General features: G+C 42.1%; 11 protein-coding genes. 2 read left to right on the top strand and 9 right to left on the bottom strand.

Going from position 1 to position 19,669, the window contains the following annotated elements:
• Window positions 1–18 precede the first annotated feature (18 nt).
• Window positions 19–693, top strand: coding sequence for a phosphate signaling complex protein PhoU (gene phoU, locus DWW23_RS15555; protein ID WP_122354194.1), 675 nt, complete (start codon window positions 19–21; stop codon window positions 691–693).
• A gap of 112 nt (window positions 694–805) precedes the next feature.
• On the opposite strand, the gene DWW23_RS15550 is transcribed toward phoU, so the two are convergent.
• From DWW23_RS15550 to DWW23_RS15520, 8 genes are all read right to left on the bottom strand, one after another.
• On the bottom strand, window positions 806–4,894 hold the full coding sequence (locus DWW23_RS15550; RefSeq protein ID WP_122354193.1) for a two-component regulator propeller domain-containing protein: 4,089 nt from the start codon (window positions 4,892–4,894) through the stop codon (window positions 806–808).
• A gap of 65 nt (window positions 4,895–4,959) precedes the next feature.
• Window positions 4,960–6,861: a heparinase II/III family protein gene (locus tag DWW23_RS26760; protein ID WP_233564356.1), complete on the bottom strand. Its 1,902-nt coding sequence runs from the start codon at window positions 6,859–6,861 to the stop codon at window positions 4,960–4,962.
• Window positions 6,862–6,877: 16 nt separating this feature from the next.
• Window positions 6,878–8,815 carry a heparinase II/III family protein gene (locus DWW23_RS26755; RefSeq protein ID WP_233564355.1) on the bottom strand — a complete coding sequence of 646 codons (1,938 nt, stop codon included), beginning with the start codon at window positions 8,813–8,815 and terminating at the stop codon, window positions 6,878–6,880.
• 91 nt (window positions 8,816–8,906) lie between these two features.
• Window positions 8,907–9,506 (bottom strand): fasciclin domain-containing protein, encoded by a 600-nt coding sequence (locus tag DWW23_RS15540; RefSeq protein ID WP_122354192.1) that lies wholly within the window; start codon window positions 9,504–9,506, stop codon window positions 8,907–8,909.
• 12 nt (window positions 9,507–9,518) lie between these two features.
• Entirely contained in the window at window positions 9,519–10,976 is a 1,458-nt protein-coding gene (locus tag DWW23_RS15535) for a RagB/SusD family nutrient uptake outer membrane protein (protein ID WP_122354287.1), read from the bottom strand.
• Between the two features lie 12 nt (window positions 10,977–10,988).
• A complete protein-coding gene (locus DWW23_RS15530; RefSeq protein WP_229801158.1) occupies window positions 10,989–14,027 on the bottom strand; it encodes a TonB-dependent receptor in 3,039 nt (1,012 codons plus the stop codon).
• 60 nt (window positions 14,028–14,087) lie between these two features.
• Window positions 14,088–14,777, bottom strand: a complete 690-nt coding sequence (locus tag DWW23_RS15525) for a DUF5018 domain-containing protein (RefSeq protein ID WP_233564354.1) — start codon at window positions 14,775–14,777, stop codon at window positions 14,088–14,090.
• Window positions 14,778–14,814: 37 nt separating this feature from the next.
• A complete protein-coding gene (locus DWW23_RS15520; RefSeq protein WP_122354190.1) occupies window positions 14,815–15,912 on the bottom strand; it encodes a glycoside hydrolase family 105 protein in 1,098 nt (365 codons plus the stop codon).
• Between the two features lie 225 nt (window positions 15,913–16,137).
• Between DWW23_RS15520 and DWW23_RS15510 the strand changes: the two genes are divergently transcribed.
• Window positions 16,138–17,235, top strand: a complete 1,098-nt coding sequence (locus tag DWW23_RS15510; protein ID WP_122354188.1) for a porin — start codon at window positions 16,138–16,140, stop codon at window positions 17,233–17,235.
• On the opposite strand, the gene DWW23_RS15505 is transcribed toward DWW23_RS15510, so the two are convergent.
• A complete protein-coding gene (locus DWW23_RS15505) occupies window positions 17,232–19,661 on the bottom strand; it encodes a glycoside hydrolase N-terminal domain-containing protein (RefSeq protein ID WP_187576744.1) in 2,430 nt (809 codons plus the stop codon). The genes DWW23_RS15510 and DWW23_RS15505 overlap by 4 nt on opposite strands.
• Window positions 19,662–19,669 lie beyond the last annotated feature (8 nt).

Below are 19,669 nucleotides of genomic sequence, written 5' to 3'. Positions count from 1 at the left end.
GAAAATCGATAATTACATATGAAAGTAATAGATCAGGAGATTGCCTCCTTAAAAAACAGTATCAGCGAAATGTGGGCTTTGGTCCATCAACAGTTATATAATGCAGGGGAAGCAATGCTTACCGGAGACAAGGAACTGGCTTATAAAGTGATCAGTCGCGAACGCCGTGTAAATGCTTTTGAATTGAAGATAGACAGCGATTGCGAAGATATCATTGCCCTGTATGCTCCGGTTGCCGTCGATCTGCGCTTTGTCCTTGCCATGTACAAGATCAACACAAACCTGGAACGTCTGGGTGACTTTGCTGAAAGCATCGCACGTTTTGCAGGTAATCTGCCGGAAGGTGCTCCCGTCGACCCGCAATTGATCAAAGAAACCCGGGTAGAGGAAATGTTACATGAATTATTAAGTATGCTCACCCTCAGCCAGGAAGCTTTCGAAAAAGAAAGTTCGGAAATTGCATCGCGTATCTTTTTAAAAGACAACTTCATCGACGAAATCAACCATAACTCAACCAAAATCATTGCCGACTATATCGAAAAGCATCCCGGAAGTGCCCTGGTAGGTCTGTATATGGCAGGAGTTATCCGCAAGATGGAACGTTTCGGCGACCATTGTACCAACATAGCCGAAGAACTGATCTTCTATCTGGATGCCAAGGTGATGAAGCATATCGGAAAAACAGAGAATTAATATTTACTCCCACTATAAATCGCCGGTTTATCAGAAAAACATACTTTCTGTGAACCGGCATTGCTTTTCACAATCAGAGTTCCCCCAAAATCACTATTGCTCAAAGAGGCTCTCACTCTCTTTTCTTATTTTTCTGAATAAAAGCCGTAGGGATCATTCCAAACTCATTTTTAAATATGCGGGTAAAATAGGACTGGCTTTCTATACCAATCCGTTCCATCGTGTCACGGATTGACAAATTTTCTTCTATCAGCAAAGCCGCAGCTTTCCGTAAACGATAGCTTCTGATAAACTCCACGATCGATTTATCCGTCAACGATTTAACCTTAGCATATAATTTACTGCGGCTCATAGATAATTCGGAAGCAATATAATTCACGTCCATATCCGGTTGGTCGATCCGGCTCTCGATAATTTCGATCAAACGGGTGATAAACTTATTGTCCTGCTGGTTTGCAGCCAGTTCCCGGCTATCAACAAAATAATTTCGGGCATAATGTTCTTTCAATTTCTGTTGTTGCTTGAATATATTCTGTACAGTAAGTTTCAAAAGCCCAAAATCGAGCGGTTTTTCAAAATAAGCATCAGCTCCGGAATCCAATCCTTCCAACTGGTTCTCCAATCCACTTTTAGCTGTTAACATTACAAATGGGATATGAGAAAAGTTTATATTCTCTTTCACCTCCCTACACAGGGTGATTCCGTTCTTTACCGGCATCATTATATCACTGATAATAAGATCTATCTCTATTTTTTCCATCAGATCAGTCGCCTCACCTCCGTCTCCTGCCTCAACAACATCAAAAGAAGAACGAAGATATTCTGCTATTAAACCGCGCAAGTCTGTATTATCTTCGACTAAAAGTATACGCTTCTGTACTCTCAACAACAAAGATTCCTGCTTACCGTCATACTCGTTGAACCGGACATCCGGTTCAACGACATATGATATCATATGTCGCATTGGTACTTCACTTTCAGACAGTTCCGTCATATCATACAAATCCTTATCCAAAGGAAACTGTACAAGCATTTCCGTTCCTTCATTTCTTTCGCTATAAATAGAAACCGCTCCTTTATGAAGTAGTACCAAACTCTTTACCAAAGCCAGTCCGATCCCTGATCCGATATGGGCTTCCGTATCATTTGAGTCGACTTTATAGAAACGCTCAAACACCTGAGCAATAGATTCTGCAGATATACCGACCCCTGTATCTTTTACTAAAATGCTAAAAGTCCGGTTTAAATTCGGATTACGCTGTATTCTGTAATTATTCTGGAAATCCGAATGAAAAGGTTTCTCATCCAAGCGTGTCTCAATAATGATATGTCCTCCGTTCCCCGTATATTTAAAAGCATTATTCAAGAGGTTCATAATTACCTTCTCCATGACCTGCTCATCGAAATAAACAGGATCGGATAAAGACGGATCGCAAGAAATTGTATAATTTATCTCTTTCTGCAAAGCATATTCCTGAAAGTCGGAAGCTATCTCCTTTACAAAGCTGTTAATATTTGAAGATTGTACCTTCAATTTCATTTTACCATTCTCCACCGTCCTGAAATCCATCAATTCATTGACCAGATTTAGCAACCGGCGGGCATTACTATTCAGCAATTGGATATAATGATTGTTCCCGTATTGTTGCTGCATATGCTCGACTGCCGCCATAATCAGTGACAATGGGGTACGGAAGTCATGGGAGATATTCGTAAAGAAACGCAATTGAGCCTGATGATTCTCCTCCTTCCGTTGCATTTCCAGAGATTCCATATAAAGTTCCAGTTTCAGTTTCTTCTGATGATTGTAATAATGCATGATTGTACAGACCAGCCCCAAAAACAGCAACCCATAAATTGTATAGGCCCACCAACTGAACCAGGGAGCAGGTAACCTTCTGATCTGTATCGTCGTCGGTACTTCATTCCAAACACCATCATTATTGGATGCCATCACCTCTAAAGTATAAGTTCCGGAAGGTACTTTAGCATAGGATATGATACGATTAGTCGCATCGATCTCGATCCAACGGTTATCATATCCGACCAACCGGTATTTAAACCGGTTTTTCTCAGGGATAAGATAATTATTAGAAGATATTTTAAAACCAAAATTGATCTGATTATAATCCAACGCGATCTCTTTGGTTGTAGATATAGACTGATGCAAAGGAGACCCTGTTGAGTCCGGTTTGACAATCTCATTATCTATATAAAAATCAGTAATAATAGCAGTAGGTTTAAATTCGCTGAGCAATACTTCCTTTGGATTGACAATAGTAAAACCATTGGTACCACCAAAATACAACTCTCCGTTTTTTCCTTTCATACAGGCTTTCGGATAAAAGACAATTCCTTGTATCCCATCTTTTTTATCAAAGCGGAAAAACGTATTTTTCTCTATATTGTATTTGAATAAACCATTATCCGTTCCCATCCAAAGATCATTCTCGTCATCTGCACAAAGGCTGTAGATAGTGGATACTTCATATCTCAAAATATCGTTTACCGAGTAAAAGCGATTCTCCTTTACATCATATTTTACTAATCCGCTACCGACAGTTCCCACCCAAACATTTCCCGATTTATCCAGGCACAATACCTGCGCTCTGAGGCTACTAACCGAATCAGGAACAATCTTTTTAAACTCCTTCTTACTGACATCCATATAATAGAGTTCCTCATTATTGATAATCCACAAATCGTCATTTTCTCCCCTGCAAAGGTCAGAAATACTGCTATTGTTATTATCTCTTTTCAACATATAATGGGTAAAACGATCCGATGCAAATGAATAAAAAGAGATGCCCGTCGACTGGTAACTAATCCACAGACCGGAATCAGCCTCTAGTATAATCTTTCTCAAATCGTTTGTCAGCATCCTGTTATCAGAGCGATATTTATGATTGAATCTTCTGAAAGTCGAAGAATTATGGGAGAAACAATCCAGCCCACCCCGGAACATAGCCACCCACAAATTGTGGCTCGGATCAATTACCAACGACTTAACATTGTCATAAGTAAGACTATTCATCAAGGGATTATGAGTATAATATTTAAACTCCCCGGTTTTCTTATCCATCCGGTTAATACCTCCTCCTTCCGTTGCAATCCATAAAAAATCGTCATTCTCGGCAAAACCACTTACAACTTTATGGTTCAAGCCATTCTCGCGGGGAGTAAAAGTCCGGAACCGCGAGGTCTCCTGGAAATTAAGATAGCATAAACCACCGGAATAAGTACCTATCCAGACATTTTTTTGGGCATCTTCTTTTATTGTCCAGACGGAGTTGCTGGGCAATGTAAAAATATCTGATTTTGAATTCGTAAAATGGGTATACTCTTCACTCTCCGGATTCATGATATACAAACCCCGTTGTGTACCAATCCAGACATATCCGTTTTTATCGACATATAATGTTTTAGCTGGAACAAATTCATTATTCAACGTACAAAAAAAACTGTAATGGTTGGTTATAGACAATGTTTTGTAATTCAGTTTATACAATCCATAACTTTCGGTAAGCACCCACAACTCGTCTTTAAATTTCTTCAGTTGAATGATAGATTGGTTATCCGGAAGTGTACTAAGCAGCTCAAATTGTGTTTTATCATACTCAAAACGGTAAATTTCACCATTTGAAGTACCGGTAATAAACTCATCTCCATCAGCACACAAAGCCACTGCGTTTTGCAACAATCCTTTTTCCGATTCCATTCCAAAAAATGTTCTTTTTTCTATATCAAATATCCCTAAGCTGGCGCTTAACAGCCAAAGGTTCCCTCGCGAATCAGTTTTAAGACTCCTGACATCGGGTTTAAACATTCTTTTAAAAGAATCGGTCACTTTATCATAAATAAAAAGACCTTTATTGGTAGAAACGAACAAATGTCCGGACGCATCCAGTTCGACTTCTCTGAAATACCATTTATCAGAGGTATCCAGCATCCTGAAATAAGAATAATACCTTTTGAACTGGTAACCGTCAAAACGAAAAAGGTCATTTTCCATGACGATCCAAATAAACCCGTCGCTGTCTTGCTGGATAGATTTTACACCATCATAATAAAAACCTCCCTCCGGCGATAACGTATGGAATTTGTAGTTCTTTATATTTTCAGCCGGACACGGCAAACTAAAAAACAGGCAGATAAACAGTATCAGCTTATATATTCTATGATTTTTTCTCCAGATCCCCATGGAAATCCCTTTTTGGTGTAAAACAAAGATTCCCCCAAATATAAAGATATTCGGGGGATATGTTTTTATTCAACCTTGAAAAACACACGAATGTAACCCGTTTTTATTTTTTCATTCAGACGGATTCCGATACGGGAAAATTCAGGACCATTCTCCTGAATTTTCTCAGGAATAAGTGTATATCCTTTTGGAGAAGAGGTTTCAATCTTCACATTCACTGTATGTTGCTTTCCCGACAACTTCAGAGTTTTACCTCCATTCTCCTGCCAATTGGCCAAAGTTATAATTGCAGATTCGAATGATCCGGCATTTTTCAATTCGAACCGGTCTTCTATTGACAGGCTACCAGTTCCGGTCCGGTCATAAACGAATTTGCGGATATAGGATTTAAGATTGGGGCAATCATACGCCTTTGTCAGATCGAGCACATATTCATCACGAAGTGCAGTAAAATCGGTTCCGGCTATTTCTGCCTCATATTCTTTACCGGCTCCCTGCAAGGTCTGATCCACCACAGCAACCGGATGCCCGAATGAAGAGATGGATTTAAATGTATATCGCTTGTCCGTCCACATAGCACCGGCATAATGATAAGGGCCTCCGGGATCGCCTGCCAACGTTTCATTTCCTACGATCAACGAATAGCTCCCTACATCATTGTGATTATGATGTTCAGCATTGTTTCCTCCTTTAAGAGCTACCCCCATAGAATGATCAGACAATTTTTCCGGACGGCAGATCAGAACACCAGCTTTATCAAAAAACATTCTGACCGGCTGTTTTCCTTCCACTTTTACACTACCGTCAATATGACTGGAAGTCTGTTGAGCCGTATTGGGAAAAAGAAGCATCGCAGTTAAAACCGAAGGCCGCAGATCGTTGTCGTCAAGTCTGTCATAAGCAGCTAACCCTAGTCCCAGGTTATGATTACAGTACCACAGGATCAAAGGAGACACAGTCGTTCCGATCCGGCAATCTGCAAATGCCGGATAAGTACCGTTTATAATCTCAAAATTGATACCATACATCGCTATTTTCTTCATCTTCTCACTCTTGAACAGGTCGATAGCTCCTTTTGTCCGTTGATATAACTGTTCACGCAAAATAATATAATGTTGAAACCCATAATTGAAATAGCCCAATCCTTCGGTACAATACCCGTCGTCAGTATAGCCCAACACACTGTTTTGAGAATAATATTCAGCCGCCGCCACAAAAAAAGCACGTTCTCTCTTATCTTTTATGATACCTACAGCCGCACTGGTTACTCCGGCAAGACAAACCGCATTCCAGTTATTCGTATTGTTAAACCAACCGAACGTATATCCCTTTCCGGTTTTCAATGCATCTTTAACCGGATCAAAAGCACGAACATACATGGAATCGATCACTTCCAGACGTACTGGTTCGCTTATTTTATCATCCAGAAAATAAAGGGTTTCCGCCAATTCATGTACAAAAGCTGCCGCAACCAAATCCACCTCATGTTTCTTTCCATAAAAGACATTCAGATAAGTATCATGGGCAGGAAGTATCCAGGAGCGATGAGAGATCAACTCTCTCAAAGTCGATTCTATCTTAGGAACGAAACGTCCTTTATTCTCCATACATTCAGCCCACACTAAAGGTGCCAGACGTGATTTACGGGCATTCAGCATTTTTTCGCCAGGAGGTCTGACCCCATTTCTCGAGAACTCCAGATAAAGATCATCATCCCAGGGAGGCATTTCCGTATTCAATACTTCCTCTGCCCGTTCCATTACAGCTTTATAATCTATCTTATTCCTGACCTTTTCCCATTCCGTACGATTCTTGTAAGAATAACCGAAACCAGCCGGTTCATCATCAAGATAACTGGTAATCTCGTCGATCCGCTGCCGGTTATTTTCTTCAAACGGTATACTTTTTGGAACTTGTGCCGTCAGCGCAAATGACAAAAGACTAAATAGTAAAATGTATTTTTTCATGGTAAACTATATGTATTTAAAATAATTGTATCTCAGAACATTCCATTACCGGTTGTTTATCACCCGGTATCAGGATCACATCGATAGACTGCCGGGTATTTGCCGGAACATCGAACTCAAAACCGACAAAAGTCGTTCCGGCATTCGATGTATCATAATCATGGGGCGACTCGGTACTCCAGATCTTGTTTTTCAAAGATACCGTTCCGTTAGCTTTAATGGTCAGTTTCCGGTTATCCATTGAAAGCTGGATAGTGTGATCGTCTATGAGTTCCGGAGTTGCAGCAGTCAAAAGATTCCAGCGAACGGAAGCCTCTTTATTGCCGGTCCGGACCTCATCACGAATCAATACATATTCATCATTTATGATCCCGGCACCTCTTTTCAGGCTACTGACTTCCGTCTCATACAAAGAAGTCAAATCCATCGACACAGACATTTGTCCCCTTTTCTCCGTACTATTTTCAATCGGAGCATGACCGGCTATAATCTGTTTCTTCCCATTTATTGTCAGCGTATTATGGGCCATATTATTATAGCGGAACACATCCCACCTCGGAGATTCCTGCTTCATATTCCACAGATCAATGCCTTTCGATTCCAGGGAATGATAATCCTGTGCTCCGAAATCCATCGCCCAACGGATACCATCCGCCTCCATTACAAAAGAGCCGATATCCATATGACCGTGACTTTCATTCGGCGTTCCACCTTTTACACCTAAATAGATCGAATGATCCGAATCCCAGGAAGTTCGCATAATGGCCAGAGCACTTTTTCCCTGTCCGGTATACATCCGTTCTGCAGGAGTTTTCACATTCCTGAACGATACATCCTTACTCCATACAAGCAACATAGGGAGATAGCGGTCTTTTGTCAGACTCGGGTCTTTCTTGACCTCCAGTGTCGCCAGCTTATCCAATTCCCGCCAGATAAGTGATAAATTCTTAGTTTTACCTGCAAACCAGTACATGACCGGATTAATAACAGTTGAGCTTCCGTTATCTGCAAAGTTAAAACACTGCAGGTTAGCCTGCTTCGATTCCGTTACACGTTCCAACGACTTAACAGCCAATTTATTTACGACTTTCGCAATTCCTTCCATATGTTGCATGAAAGTGGCCGTGTTCAGAAATCCGGGAGCTTCGCAAAGGCCGAAATCTTTCTTCCAGATCGTTTCCAGCATATTTATAAACAAAACATTATAAGTTGTACCATAAATCCAGTAACCATACCCTTCCGGATAAGCACCGTTATTCACATAGACGGTCATTGGTCTACGTATGGATTCCAAAGCACGATTGACCAAAGCTGCCGATTCTTCCGGTTGCAGCTCATATAAAGCCAATGCTCCGAAAGTTATTCCTCCGTTACACACCTGGTTCCAGTTGTTATTACCAGCCAACCAGCCATTATATTGCTTTTCCAAAGAAGGTTGCAACCCCTTACTTCTGATCGCCGAAGCAATCTCCTTCCTCGAGTTTTCGGACAGTTCGTGATATAACCAGTCATATCCGACCGACACCGCAGCGGTCATCTCTGCTACGTCCAGAAAATGGCTTGGATTCCAATCCGATAAGGCCGCCATCGCCAACAGCTCTTTCTCGGCCCGCTTGAAATATTTCCCATCTCCGGTCAGACGAAAAGCATACGAGAGGTAGAAAATTCTCCGGATAGCTTCCCGTGAAGTATGTAATATCCTACGTCCTTGCTGGTTACGGGTAAGAGCAGACAACGGTAACATCCTGTTACACTCCTGAATGATCTCCTCATGCAGATTCTTCAACAATGGTTCGGTAGCTATTTTGTCTTTCAGGATCTTCTCTTCCCCCTTCAATAAAAGAAGACGGGGATGATCCGGGATTACCTCGTTCGAAGAGACTCCGGATAACGACTGCGCATGCAAAACTACCGGTAATAATAGTAGCATGATCAATTGGATATACTGTTTCATTCTTTCCTCCTTTCAGCCAACTAAATTAATAAAAAACAAATGTACCGGATTCCTTCCGGAAAATCCGGTACACGACAGATCGATCATCCGATCATTTCAGTTTATATTCAGGATAAGCATTGACAACATGCATGATACCATTAGTCGGTTGCAGATTAGACGTTACCACAGAAACGATTTTTCCAGAGTTTACCACTTCATTGATTCTAACCTCAAATTTATTCTGTGCATCATTGTTCTGAGCCCTCAGACTAAGATACATGGTCGTATTCGGATTCATTGTTTCCACTTTGACCGGTGTCGTGGTCAAATCCAAAGAATGATAACGTCCTTTTATTATGTAAGAATTCAACAAAGTCTTAATATCCTCAATTTTCATCGCCTGCAAACCAGAATAATGCTGATCTTTCAAATAGCTGGTAAATGCTACATCATTGAGGACAATAAAGGTCCGTCCTTCGGTTTCATATTCCTGCTGATAACCTGCCAGGTTAATGGCATCAAACAACAAGGACATATCCATATTTTTACGACTTTCAATAAAAGCATAAGCACTCATATCCATTGTTAGCTCTACCGGACTGTATTCATATTCAAAATCCTTTTGTAAGTCAAGCCCGAACAAATTACATGAACAGAATAAGGGAACCATGAAACAAGCTATAGTCAATTGTAATAGTATCTTTTTCATATCTATATCTTTTTAATAATTACCGTTTTGAACCAAATTCGCATTTTCCAGTATATTGTTATAATAAACAGGCCAATAGAGTTGCCATTCTTCTGTGAAGCGGGGACATACATCACTTGTCTGCGCTTCAATATAATTCTCAAAATAGTTGTTCATTACTTTCATGGCCCGTCCCGTACGGATCAGGTCAAACCAACGATGCCCCTCCCCTAATAGCTCCAGTTGTCTTTCTTGTAAGATGGCATCTTCCATAGCTAGTGTCTTATCTGATGCTTGTGTAAAATCATTCATCGTTTTCAGAGACAGACCGGCACGTTCACGGATCATATTCAAAAGTTCCAGAGCTTCTACCTGCCTTTGTTGCTTATTCAGTGCCTCAGCCCTCAACAACAGAATATCGGCATAACGATAGAATGGGAAATATTTTTCATTTGCTTCAATGACCCGTTCACCAGGTTGCCACTTCCAGATAGCCGCATCCCCGTTCGGACTGGAAATATGATTGGAAGCATAGACTACTGTCGTATCGATCGTCTGGTATCGGCGAAGATCAGCCTGATACTCCTCGGTATTCCACAAATTCTTTACCCCTTCCGATGGGATCATCTGAGGGGCAGACGTACGGCACATCATATAAATGATCCAGTTCTGTTTGTTATTCTGGTAAGACCATTTCATGGTCCAGATATTTTCGCTAGTCGTACCATCTGCACAAACCTGTCCGAACTCAGTACCTTTGACCAGTGAATAACGTTGCAGGTCCATCAACTTTCCGGAATATAATATCGCTTTATCATAATCGTGTATCCACATAGCATAATCAGTGTAAAGAGCATATAAAGCTCCTGGATTAAAACGAAAAACATCATTTAATCCTTCATCTACCAGTTTAACCGCTTCTTCCAGGTCCTTCCCTATGAGTTCCAAAATCTGGACCTGAGAAGACTGGGTCGGTTTTTCAACATCCGTCAAAGAAAGGGTCGGTTTTTCAATCAAAGGCACATTTCCCCATATTCGCGTCAGGTTGAAATAACAAAAAGCACGTAAAAAATAAGCCTCAGCCATATAATTATTCTTCTTAATTTCCGTCAGACCTTGCACATCCGGAATATAATACAAAGCATAATTTGCTGTAGAAATTGATTTATACCATACATTCCAGTCTGCAGAAGCATGGGAAGAATTCAGTTTATTTGTATTGGCCGCAAATGTAGGCATACTGGATGAGACTGTCGTGCCAATAAAATTATCGGAACGCATCTCAAACCAGGTCATATAATTCCCCCCGCTATTCTTATTATAATTCGTCTGAAAATCTGCATAAATTGAATTCAACGCGGCGCGCACATCATTGTCTGTTTGCCAGAAAGTAGAAGTTGCAATGTCGCTCACTGGGTTCACATCCAAAAAGTCATTCAGACAAGAGGTGAACAAAAGAGCCGATAAGAAAACTGCATATATCTTTTTCATATTTGTATACATTTAAAAATTAACATTTACGCCAAACAAAATATCTTTTGCTTTCGGATAGGAGTTATTATCATAACCTACTGAAAATCCGCTACTAGGTAATTCCGGATCGAATCCTGAATAGTTCGACCAGGTAAAGAAGTTCTGCATCATAGCCGATACACTCAGAGATTCAAGACCGATCTTTTTCACTATATTCCTGGGAACCTCATAAGCCAGACGGATATTCTTCAGACGGATATAAGAGCCGTCTTCAATCCAGAGACTGCTGGCAAAACGGGTGTTATCCATTACAGCCGCACCGTTCGGTTTCGGGAACTTGGCAATATCACCGGGAGCCTTCCACGAGTTTGCTATATTGGCCGGATTTCCACGGGTAATAGCCGACCATTTATGTTCAGAACGGCTCTGTTCATAGGCATTGAAAACATCCCCTCCCAAAGCAAATGAGAAGAATAAAGAAAGCGTAAAACCTTTATAGGTAAAATCGTTATTGAAACCTCCGATCACATCCGGTTGACCACACCCCAGTACCTGACGGTCTTTAGCATCGATAATACCATCTTTATTCACGTCATCCCACATCACATCACCACCTTTGAATACATCTCCGTTGGCCGTATTATAACGATATTGTTTGATCTCACCATCATAGGCTTTTCCATCCAACTCATATCCGGTAAAACGGTCTTTCGCATCAAATATCGGAGTCAATTGCCGCCAGTCGGAAGTAAAAGCGTTGGATTCATCATACGGGAAAATAGCTTTTGCTTTCCAACCGTACATTGTTCCTACGGCATAGCCTTTATCAAGGATATACACGGTATTGATAAACTGCTGGCCACCTTCCGGAATAGAAACAATCTTATTTTTATTGAAAGAAAGATTCAAAGAGGTACTCCACTGGAAATCTTTCGTATCGATGTTTGTTGAATTGATCGTAATCTCCCAACCGGTATTTTTCACATCCCCGATATTCTGATAAGAACTACTAAAACCGGATGTCTGAGGTAATTTTACCTGATAAAGGACATCTGAGGTCTTTTTATTATAATAATCAGCTATTAATCCGATCCGTCCATCCAGGAAAGACACATCGAGACCTATATTATATTGCTTGGTTTGTTCCCATCCCAAATTCCTGTTTTCCAACTGGTTCGGATAAATACCCGGCATATCTGCATAAAAGTTGGTCGTGTATAAACCCAAAGACGAGAAATTTCCGGCTACCTGATTACCTGTTACACCATAACTCAAACGCAATTTGGAGTCACTGACTACAGGTTTCATCCATTGCATAAAAATCTCGTCAGAGAACCGCCACCCGATCGATGCGGAAGGGAAAAACCCCCAACGTTTGTCAGTACCGAAACGGGAAGAACCATCATAACGCAAATTCGAATTAAACAGATACTTACCTTTATAGCTATAAGACACGCGTCCGAAGAAAGAAGCTAGTCGGTTTGCCGTCCAGGTCGCTTTCGTATTGGTCATATCTACACCACCATAGGCATTGGAGATCTCAATGGCATCGCTGATATTATCCACTACAGCCAGTTTTGTCATTTCTGTTTTAAATTCCTGGATACTGAAACCTCCCAATACGGTCAATGAATGATCTTTATTAAATGTCTTGTTATAGGTCAGTACATCTTCGTGCGTCCAACTGGTCTTTGTATCATCCTGATTAGTTGCTTTACGCCGTTCATTTACATCCAGGATAGCCGGACGGAAGCTCTGATATTTTTGCAAATTGATACTACCGGCAATACTTGCCTTGAATTTTAATTCATCTAATATCTTATATTCCAGAAATTCATATATATCCAGATTGTATATTTTATAGTTATTCTTCCCCACCATACTTTCAGCCAATGGGTTACTACGACTGGCAAGGATCGGAGTGTAACTACCGTCAGGTTCTATTACATTATAATTAGCGGGCCGCTGGAGGAGTCGTGACCGGGATTCACTGGTTGATCTCCGTTGATTGGAAATAGTCAGTGCCAAACGATTACCGATAGTCAATCGCGGTGTCGCATTATAATCCGCATTGATACGGGTGGTCAGGCGTTTGTTAAAGGTATTGATCTGAATCCCCTGCTCACCCAGATAACCGGCACTGATAAAATATTTTATTTTCTTTTCCGCACCGGATACACTGACATCCACCTGGTTGGTCCAGGCATGTCTGAACAGCAGATCCTGATAAAAATTATCAGCGGTCATAGAGGGGTTCAAAGAGTCACGATTGGCTATTGTCGTATAGTTTCCATTCAGGAAATTACGCAATGTTTCATACTGGATACCTTGTAAACGGCTCATCTGTGCTAATTTCTTTCCAATACGCGATTGTTTTAATGAATAGTTGGCTGAAACTTTAGCCTTTCCTTCTTGTCCCTGCTTCGTTGAAATGATTACAACACCATTAGCTGAACGGGAACCGTAAATTGCTGCTGATGCAGCATCTTTCAAAACTTCAACAGAAGCGATATCACGCGGATTGATATTATCAATGCTTGAAACTTCCATTCCGTCAACGATAAACAACGGGTTGGACCCTCCATCACTTAAAGTGGATGTACCACGGATACGAAATGTAGCATCAGTACCTGGTTCGGAAGTACTCATGATATCCAGTCCGGATACCTTCCCTTGCAAAGCAGATGCGATATTGACAGGTTCATTCGATTGCAAGTCCTTGTCACTCACAGAAACAATAGAACCGGTTATATCCCTCTTTTTCATCGAACCGTAGCCGACAACAACGACTTCATCCAACGCCTGGGAAGATTCTTCCATATTCACATTGATAATTACCCGGCTGTTTACATTTACCGTATGTGTATTATATCCAAGAAATGTGAATTCCAAAACACCTGTAGGAGGTACCTGAATAGAGTATTTACCATCCATATCGGTCATGGTTCCGGTTTGCGTTCCTTTCAACACGATATTGACTCCTGCCATCGGGCCTAATTTGTCATTCACCGTTCCGGTAACTTGTATATTCTGGGCAGAAAGGAAAGTCCCTATACTTATAAAAAGCATAAAGAGCAAAAACTGTCTATATGTATTAATGTGGTTCATTATGTACTGGATTTATTGTTATTATTCTTGTATTGTTGTCACAGTGATTGTATAAGTAGCTGTCTTTTTTCTATCTTCCGAAGTGACAGTAAACTTAACAGGGTCCGTAAAATCATATGCTTTCCCATCCGGCTTGTCAAACGAGGCATTAAATGATTCAGGAGACAGTTCAAACTTCGGGACCAGTTTTGTAATATCAGTGTTTGCGGGCACTTTCAGAGTCGCAGTTTTATTATTTTCATTACAGATCGCCCTGATCGGTTCACCTGTTTCCGGATCAGCCACTCCCGGGAAAGTAACGGCATATAGCTGACATGCCGCATACTGGTATGTCATATCCTTAATCACCTCATATACGGCCTTTTTACCACTTTCGGCCACAACCGTATATTCAATCAGATCTGCAGAAAAATCTATTGCCTCCAAACTTTTAGGAGTGACATCACTCCAGGGGGCTGCTACAATCTCCGGACGGATATTTTTCAAATCCAGATGAGGAGGCAATTTCAATGTAATTGTTTTTTTACTTTGGTCGATTGTTGCTATATGCTGCACATACACATTCCCCCCGTTTTGTGCCGGATTCAAGGTAAACCTGACTATACTACGCATATTGGAAGGTGGATAATCGCTCACATCCTCACTTCCACAACCAAAACAAATGCAAACCAGGCATAAAAATGCACTGAAATAAATACTTAGTTTTTTCATGTGTCAAAACAACTAAAAAGGTTAAACATATATTTTTTTATTTCTCACGTTCTGCAAACTTGTACATCTCGGAAGCTGCCATCAGAAAAGCTCCACTACCGTATTCCTGGTTGTCGGAAGCTTTTACATTTTCCGGACTGGCCCCAATCGCCTGTACATATCCCAATTTACCATTTTCGTCGATACAGTCCAGTAAAGCAGTCCATGCCCGACGCACCTTCGGCAAATAAGTATCCTGCGGTAATAATCCGTTATTGATTCCCCAGATCATGGCAAAAGTGAAAAATGTACTGCTGCTGGTTTCTTTTACCGGAACCTCATCCGGATCGAGAAGGCTGGCCCGCCAAAGGCCATCCGGTTGCTGTACTGAAGCTATTTTCGTCATCATCTGTATATACAATTCCTGGTAATCTTTATAAATAGGGTTATTTTTCGGAACAAGTGAAAGCAGTTGGGCCAGTCCTCCTATCACCCAGGCGTTTCCGCGGCCCCAGAACACTTTTTGTCCATTAGCAGTCAATGCATTAAAATAACGTTTATCTCTGAAAAAAAGGCTATCTTCCTTACTATACAGAAAATCAGTCGAATCCCAATACATATCCTGAAGATATTCATAATACTTAGTATCTCCTGTTATATCAGCCAACCGGGCTAATACCGGAGGTTCCATATATAAAGCATCACACCACCACCAATCGACACGCCCGGGCTTCGGATCAGCAATCAGACTGTCTACCGCCTGTTGGATTCCCCAAAGCATTTTAGGATCGCTTTCTACTTTATATACATCCAAATAAGCCTGTCCGCAAGCCAGATCATCCGCATGACGAAACCGGCGTCCTCTTTTCCAATCCCATCCATCGGCCCATTTCTTGGTCTGTTCCAGATAAACAGGGTCGGAAGTTGTCTGGTAGGCGTACATTATTCCTGAATAGAATACGGAACGAGCCCATTGTTCCTGTTCTGCATTCAGATCTACCGGATGACCAATCTGCCATCGAAAAACCTCGAGCATCTTTTCTTTAATAAATGACTGCGAATAAATTTCATCCCCGGTTGTCTTCTTTTCACCGGATAATGAACAGGAGCATAGCTGGATTGTCAATACGCTAATAAAAACAAATTTCAACTTCATGGCTTGTGATTTAGGTAATTTCTTGCTCAAATGTACAGGGATAATAAAAAGTCTTTTTGCCCGAATTATCATCCTTTTGTCCCATTTTGCCATATATGTCGAAGAGAAGAAGAAAAAGCGATCTGTACTAATTTTTAGAACAAATGAGCAAAAGTATCCTATATTGTTTCGTTGCCGGTTTATATATATCTTTGCACCCCAAATCAACAAACAGAAAAAAGATTCATGAAACGACTACTGGTACTTTGCCTGTCCGCCTTTCTGGCAGGGACTACTTTTACCGCTTCTTCTCAAAAGCCATTGATTCCGAACAACACGGAAGTTTTCAAATTATTTCTGGAAACACATGGATCTTACAACGAAGCTCTTTCCGGAGAAGCGGAACGGGACCGTTTTCTGCTGAATGATCTTAAAATGGAAGCGACAGGAACCGTTACCACCTGGCTTTCTTATGCTTACCGGCAGGTTCTTTGTTACCGGAATGAATGGGTACGGGCAAACGGATTCGGTTCCTATATCGAGAATGCCTGGGTAAATTTCCAGTTATCGGAGAAGTTTTCCGTGACAGCCGGGAAACAGGATGCTGCCTGGGGAGGATTTGAATATGACGAGTATCCTTACCGGATTTATGACTACAGCGATATGAACGACTGGATGGATTGTTATTTTACCGGAATCGGAGTCAGTTATGAACCCGTCGAAACACAGGAAATCTGTTTGCAAGTGACTAACGGTAACGAGAACCGTAGCAAATCTCCTTCATTCTATAATCTGGGATGGAACAGCAGTTATCTGGACGAAATGTTATCGCTTCGCTATTCGGTTACCGCCGGACAACAAGCAAAAGGAAACTGGATGTGGATGGTCTGGGGCGGACAACAGGTAGAAGCCGGTAAATTTCTCGGATATTTCGACATCATGTATACACGGGGGAAAATGGATCCGCTGGGATTGTTAGCAGAACAATTTGAACCGGAAGATGAAGAATCGGGAGCCGAAATTGCCAATACCGGCTATCTATCTCTGGTAGCCCGACTAAACTATCAAATACATCCGAAATGGAATCTTTTTGTAAAAGGGATGTATGAAACAGCCTCTGTCTACAAAACGAACAACCTATTCGAATCCGGCAAATACCGTACTTCCTGGGGATATCAGGGAGGTGTCGAGTTCTACCCGCTGGGCGACGATAATCTCCATCTTTTCATTACCGGAACCGGACGGGCTTACAGTCTGACAGAAAGAGCAAAGGCGCTCGATGCCTCTGTCGAGAACACCGGACGCCTTTCCATCGGGTTTGTATATAAAATACCTTTATTCTAGAACTGTAATAACAACGAATCCCCTGCCTTCATATCTACTGTCAGCATACCGTCGATAACAGGGAGGGATGCCGGATTCTGATTCATTTTGATACTCAGATTTGCCGATTGAGCGGGAAGCTTGATCCGGAATGTTCCCGGTACAGTTGCTTTCAATCCGGCTTCTGTCAGTTGACCTTCCGCCCATTTAGCTGAAACTTCGCCGCCACCCTGTACCTTTAAGCCTTTAAAACTACCGGTCTTCCAGGCAGACGGTAAAGCAGGAAGCAACTCTATATTTCCGGTCTGGCTCTGTATCAACATTTCGGCAATACCGGCACAACCACCATAATTACCATCGATCTGGAAAGGCGGATGCGCACAGAACAGGTTCGGATAAGAACCGCCTCCGTTCACCATGTTCGTCCCCTTCTCCACACAAGGACGAAGCAGGTCTACCAGCAATTTATAAGCATGGTCGCCATCATGCAGGCGTGCCCAGAAATTGATCTTCCAGGCCATCGACCAACCGGTGCTTTTATCACCACGGGCCTCCAAGGTCTTACGGGCTGCTTCAGCCAGTTCAGGTGTATGCTCCATCGAAATTTCATTTCCCGGATACAGGCCATACAGATGAGAGACATGGCGATGATGAGGTTCTACCTCTTCAAATTGTTCCAGCCATTCCATGATACGGCCATCTTTCCCGATCGTAGTCGGCATCAAACGGGAACGTTTATCAGCCAGCTCCTGACAAAAAGCAGAATCGACACCGAGAATGTTGGCGGCTTGAATCGTATTGGTAAATAACTCACGAACGATCTGGTTATCCATTGTCGATCCGGCACAGATATGCACCACTTTGCCGTTCGGCATGCGATAAGCATTTTCCGGCGAAGTAGTAGGAGCCGTTACCAAATAATTACTTCGGGGATCACGTACCAACATATCCGTAAAGAACAGGGCCGCCCCTTTCATTACCGGATATACTTCTTTCAGATATTCTTTATCCAGTGTGTATTGATAATGGGTGAACAGATGTTCACAAAGCCACGCGGCAGAGGTATTGGTCGCCCCCCACGAAGGATGCTCGCCCGGAGCCGTAAATTCCCATACATTCCCCAGGATATGAGTCACCCATCCACGGGCATTATAAAAGACTTTCGCCGTACGTTCTCCACTTTCCACCTGTTGTTTGATCCATTCCGTCATCGGAAGATGCAGTTCGGAAAGGTTGGCCACTTCTGCAGGCCAATGATTCATCTGAAAATTGATATTCAAATGATAATCTCCGTTCCAGGGAGTATTGATCGTATTACACCACAATCCCTGAAGATTGGGAGGTAACGAACCGGTACGGGTCGAAGAAATCAGCAGATAACGTCCGAACTGGAAATAAAGGGCACCCAATGAGGGATCGTTCCGGTCTTGCTGAAAAGCCTGCAAACGTTCATCGATCGGCATATCGTCCTTTTCGGAACGTCCCAGATCCAGATCGACCCGGTCAAACAAGGAACGGTAGGCATTCACATGCTCTTTTTTTAAAGTCGGATAATCTTTTCTTTCCGATTCAGCCAACAACGAGAATATCTGATCCTCGAATCCTTCATTCTTATAATTGGTAGCCATGCTTACCAGAAGAATAGCCTCGGAAGCATTCTGAACGGTCAGCGAACTATCCCCGGGAATAAGTGAACCTCCTTTCGGCAGGACGACACGTACACGTGCCGCATATTTGGTACCTTTCATCTCCAATGTATCCACACCGTCGGGCAACTGGCCTTTCATCAGCAAGTCTTTGCCGTCGACCGACAATGCATAATGCTCGGGGCGGTTCATACCTACCGTGAAATTAAGCGCCTTATCAGCATCCGCCACCAGATGTACCACCCCCAGATCTCCGGAAAAAGAGGTAAACGATTCACGGCTATAGTTCACTTTTCCTTTACGGAATGAAGTTGAAGCGATCGCATCATTCAGATTCAGTTCCCTTCGGTAAGCAGCCACCGAATCCGAATCACCAACATAGATATAATCCAGAACGAGATTTCCCAGCAACTGATAACTGCCATACGGTACATTGGCACCTTGCCCCTGACCGCTACCCGCACCTTTACAAACAAAAGTACGATACATCAGGTCCTGTGCTTCGTCATTCTTTCCTTCAAAGAGCAGACGACGTATGTTCGCCAGTGACCATACAGCTTGCGGATTATCCGTGTCCTGTTTACTTCCCGACCACATGGATATTTCATTCAACAGAATGTTCTCCTTGTCGACCCCGCCGTCAGGCATCATTCCCAAGCGGCCGTTTCCCAATGGTAGTGTTTCCTCCCAGATACGGGCAGGTTCATCAAAATGATAAGCAATCTTGTTGGCTGTTTTCATTTCCGGCATATCGCAGGCTGTCAGTAAGACCAATAAGACGGCAACAGAAGGACGAATCATTTTCCGCC

The organism is Parabacteroides sp. AF14-59 (assembly GCF_003479515.1).
Lineage (GTDB): Bacteria > Bacteroidota > Bacteroidia > Bacteroidales > Tannerellaceae > Parabacteroides > Parabacteroides faecis.
Note: the sequence above shows the minus strand (reverse complement) of the source record. Positions and strands in the feature narration are given on the sequence as shown.

What these genes read in the sequence shown, in the direction of transcription:
- DWW23_RS15525 (WP_233564354.1), bottom strand. Translation starts at nt 14,777, where the DNA reads ATGAAAAAACTAAGTATTTATTTCAGTGCATTTTTATGCCTGGTTTGC.
- DWW23_RS15530 (WP_229801158.1), bottom strand. Translation starts at nt 14,027, where the DNA reads ATGCTTTTTATAAGTATAGGGACTTTCCTTTCTGCCCAGAATATACAA.
- DWW23_RS26760 (WP_233564356.1), bottom strand. Translation starts at nt 6,861, where the DNA reads ATGAAAAAATACATTTTACTATTTAGTCTTTTGTCATTTGCGCTGACG.
- DWW23_RS15540 (WP_122354192.1), bottom strand. Translation starts at nt 9,506, where the DNA reads ATGAAAAAGATACTATTACAATTGACTATAGCTTGTTTCATGGTTCCC.
- DWW23_RS15510 (WP_122354188.1), top strand. Translation starts at nt 16,138, where the DNA reads ATGAAACGACTACTGGTACTTTGCCTGTCCGCCTTTCTGGCAGGGACT.
- DWW23_RS15550 (WP_122354193.1), bottom strand. Translation starts at nt 4,894, where the DNA reads ATGGGGATCTGGAGAAAAAATCATAGAATATATAAGCTGATACTGTTT.
- DWW23_RS26755 (WP_233564355.1), bottom strand. Translation starts at nt 8,815, where the DNA reads ATGAAACAGTATATCCAATTGATCATGCTACTATTATTACCGGTAGTT.
- DWW23_RS15520 (WP_122354190.1), bottom strand. Translation starts at nt 15,912, where the DNA reads ATGAAGTTGAAATTTGTTTTTATTAGCGTATTGACAATCCAGCTATGC.
- DWW23_RS15535 (WP_122354287.1), bottom strand. Translation starts at nt 10,976, where the DNA reads ATGAAAAAGATATATGCAGTTTTCTTATCGGCTCTTTTGTTCACCTCT.
- DWW23_RS15505 (WP_187576744.1), bottom strand. Translation starts at nt 19,661, where the DNA reads ATGATTCGTCCTTCTGTTGCCGTCTTATTGGTCTTACTGACAGCCTGC.
- phoU (WP_122354194.1), top strand. Translation starts at nt 19, where the DNA reads ATGAAAGTAATAGATCAGGAGATTGCCTCCTTAAAAAACAGTATCAGC.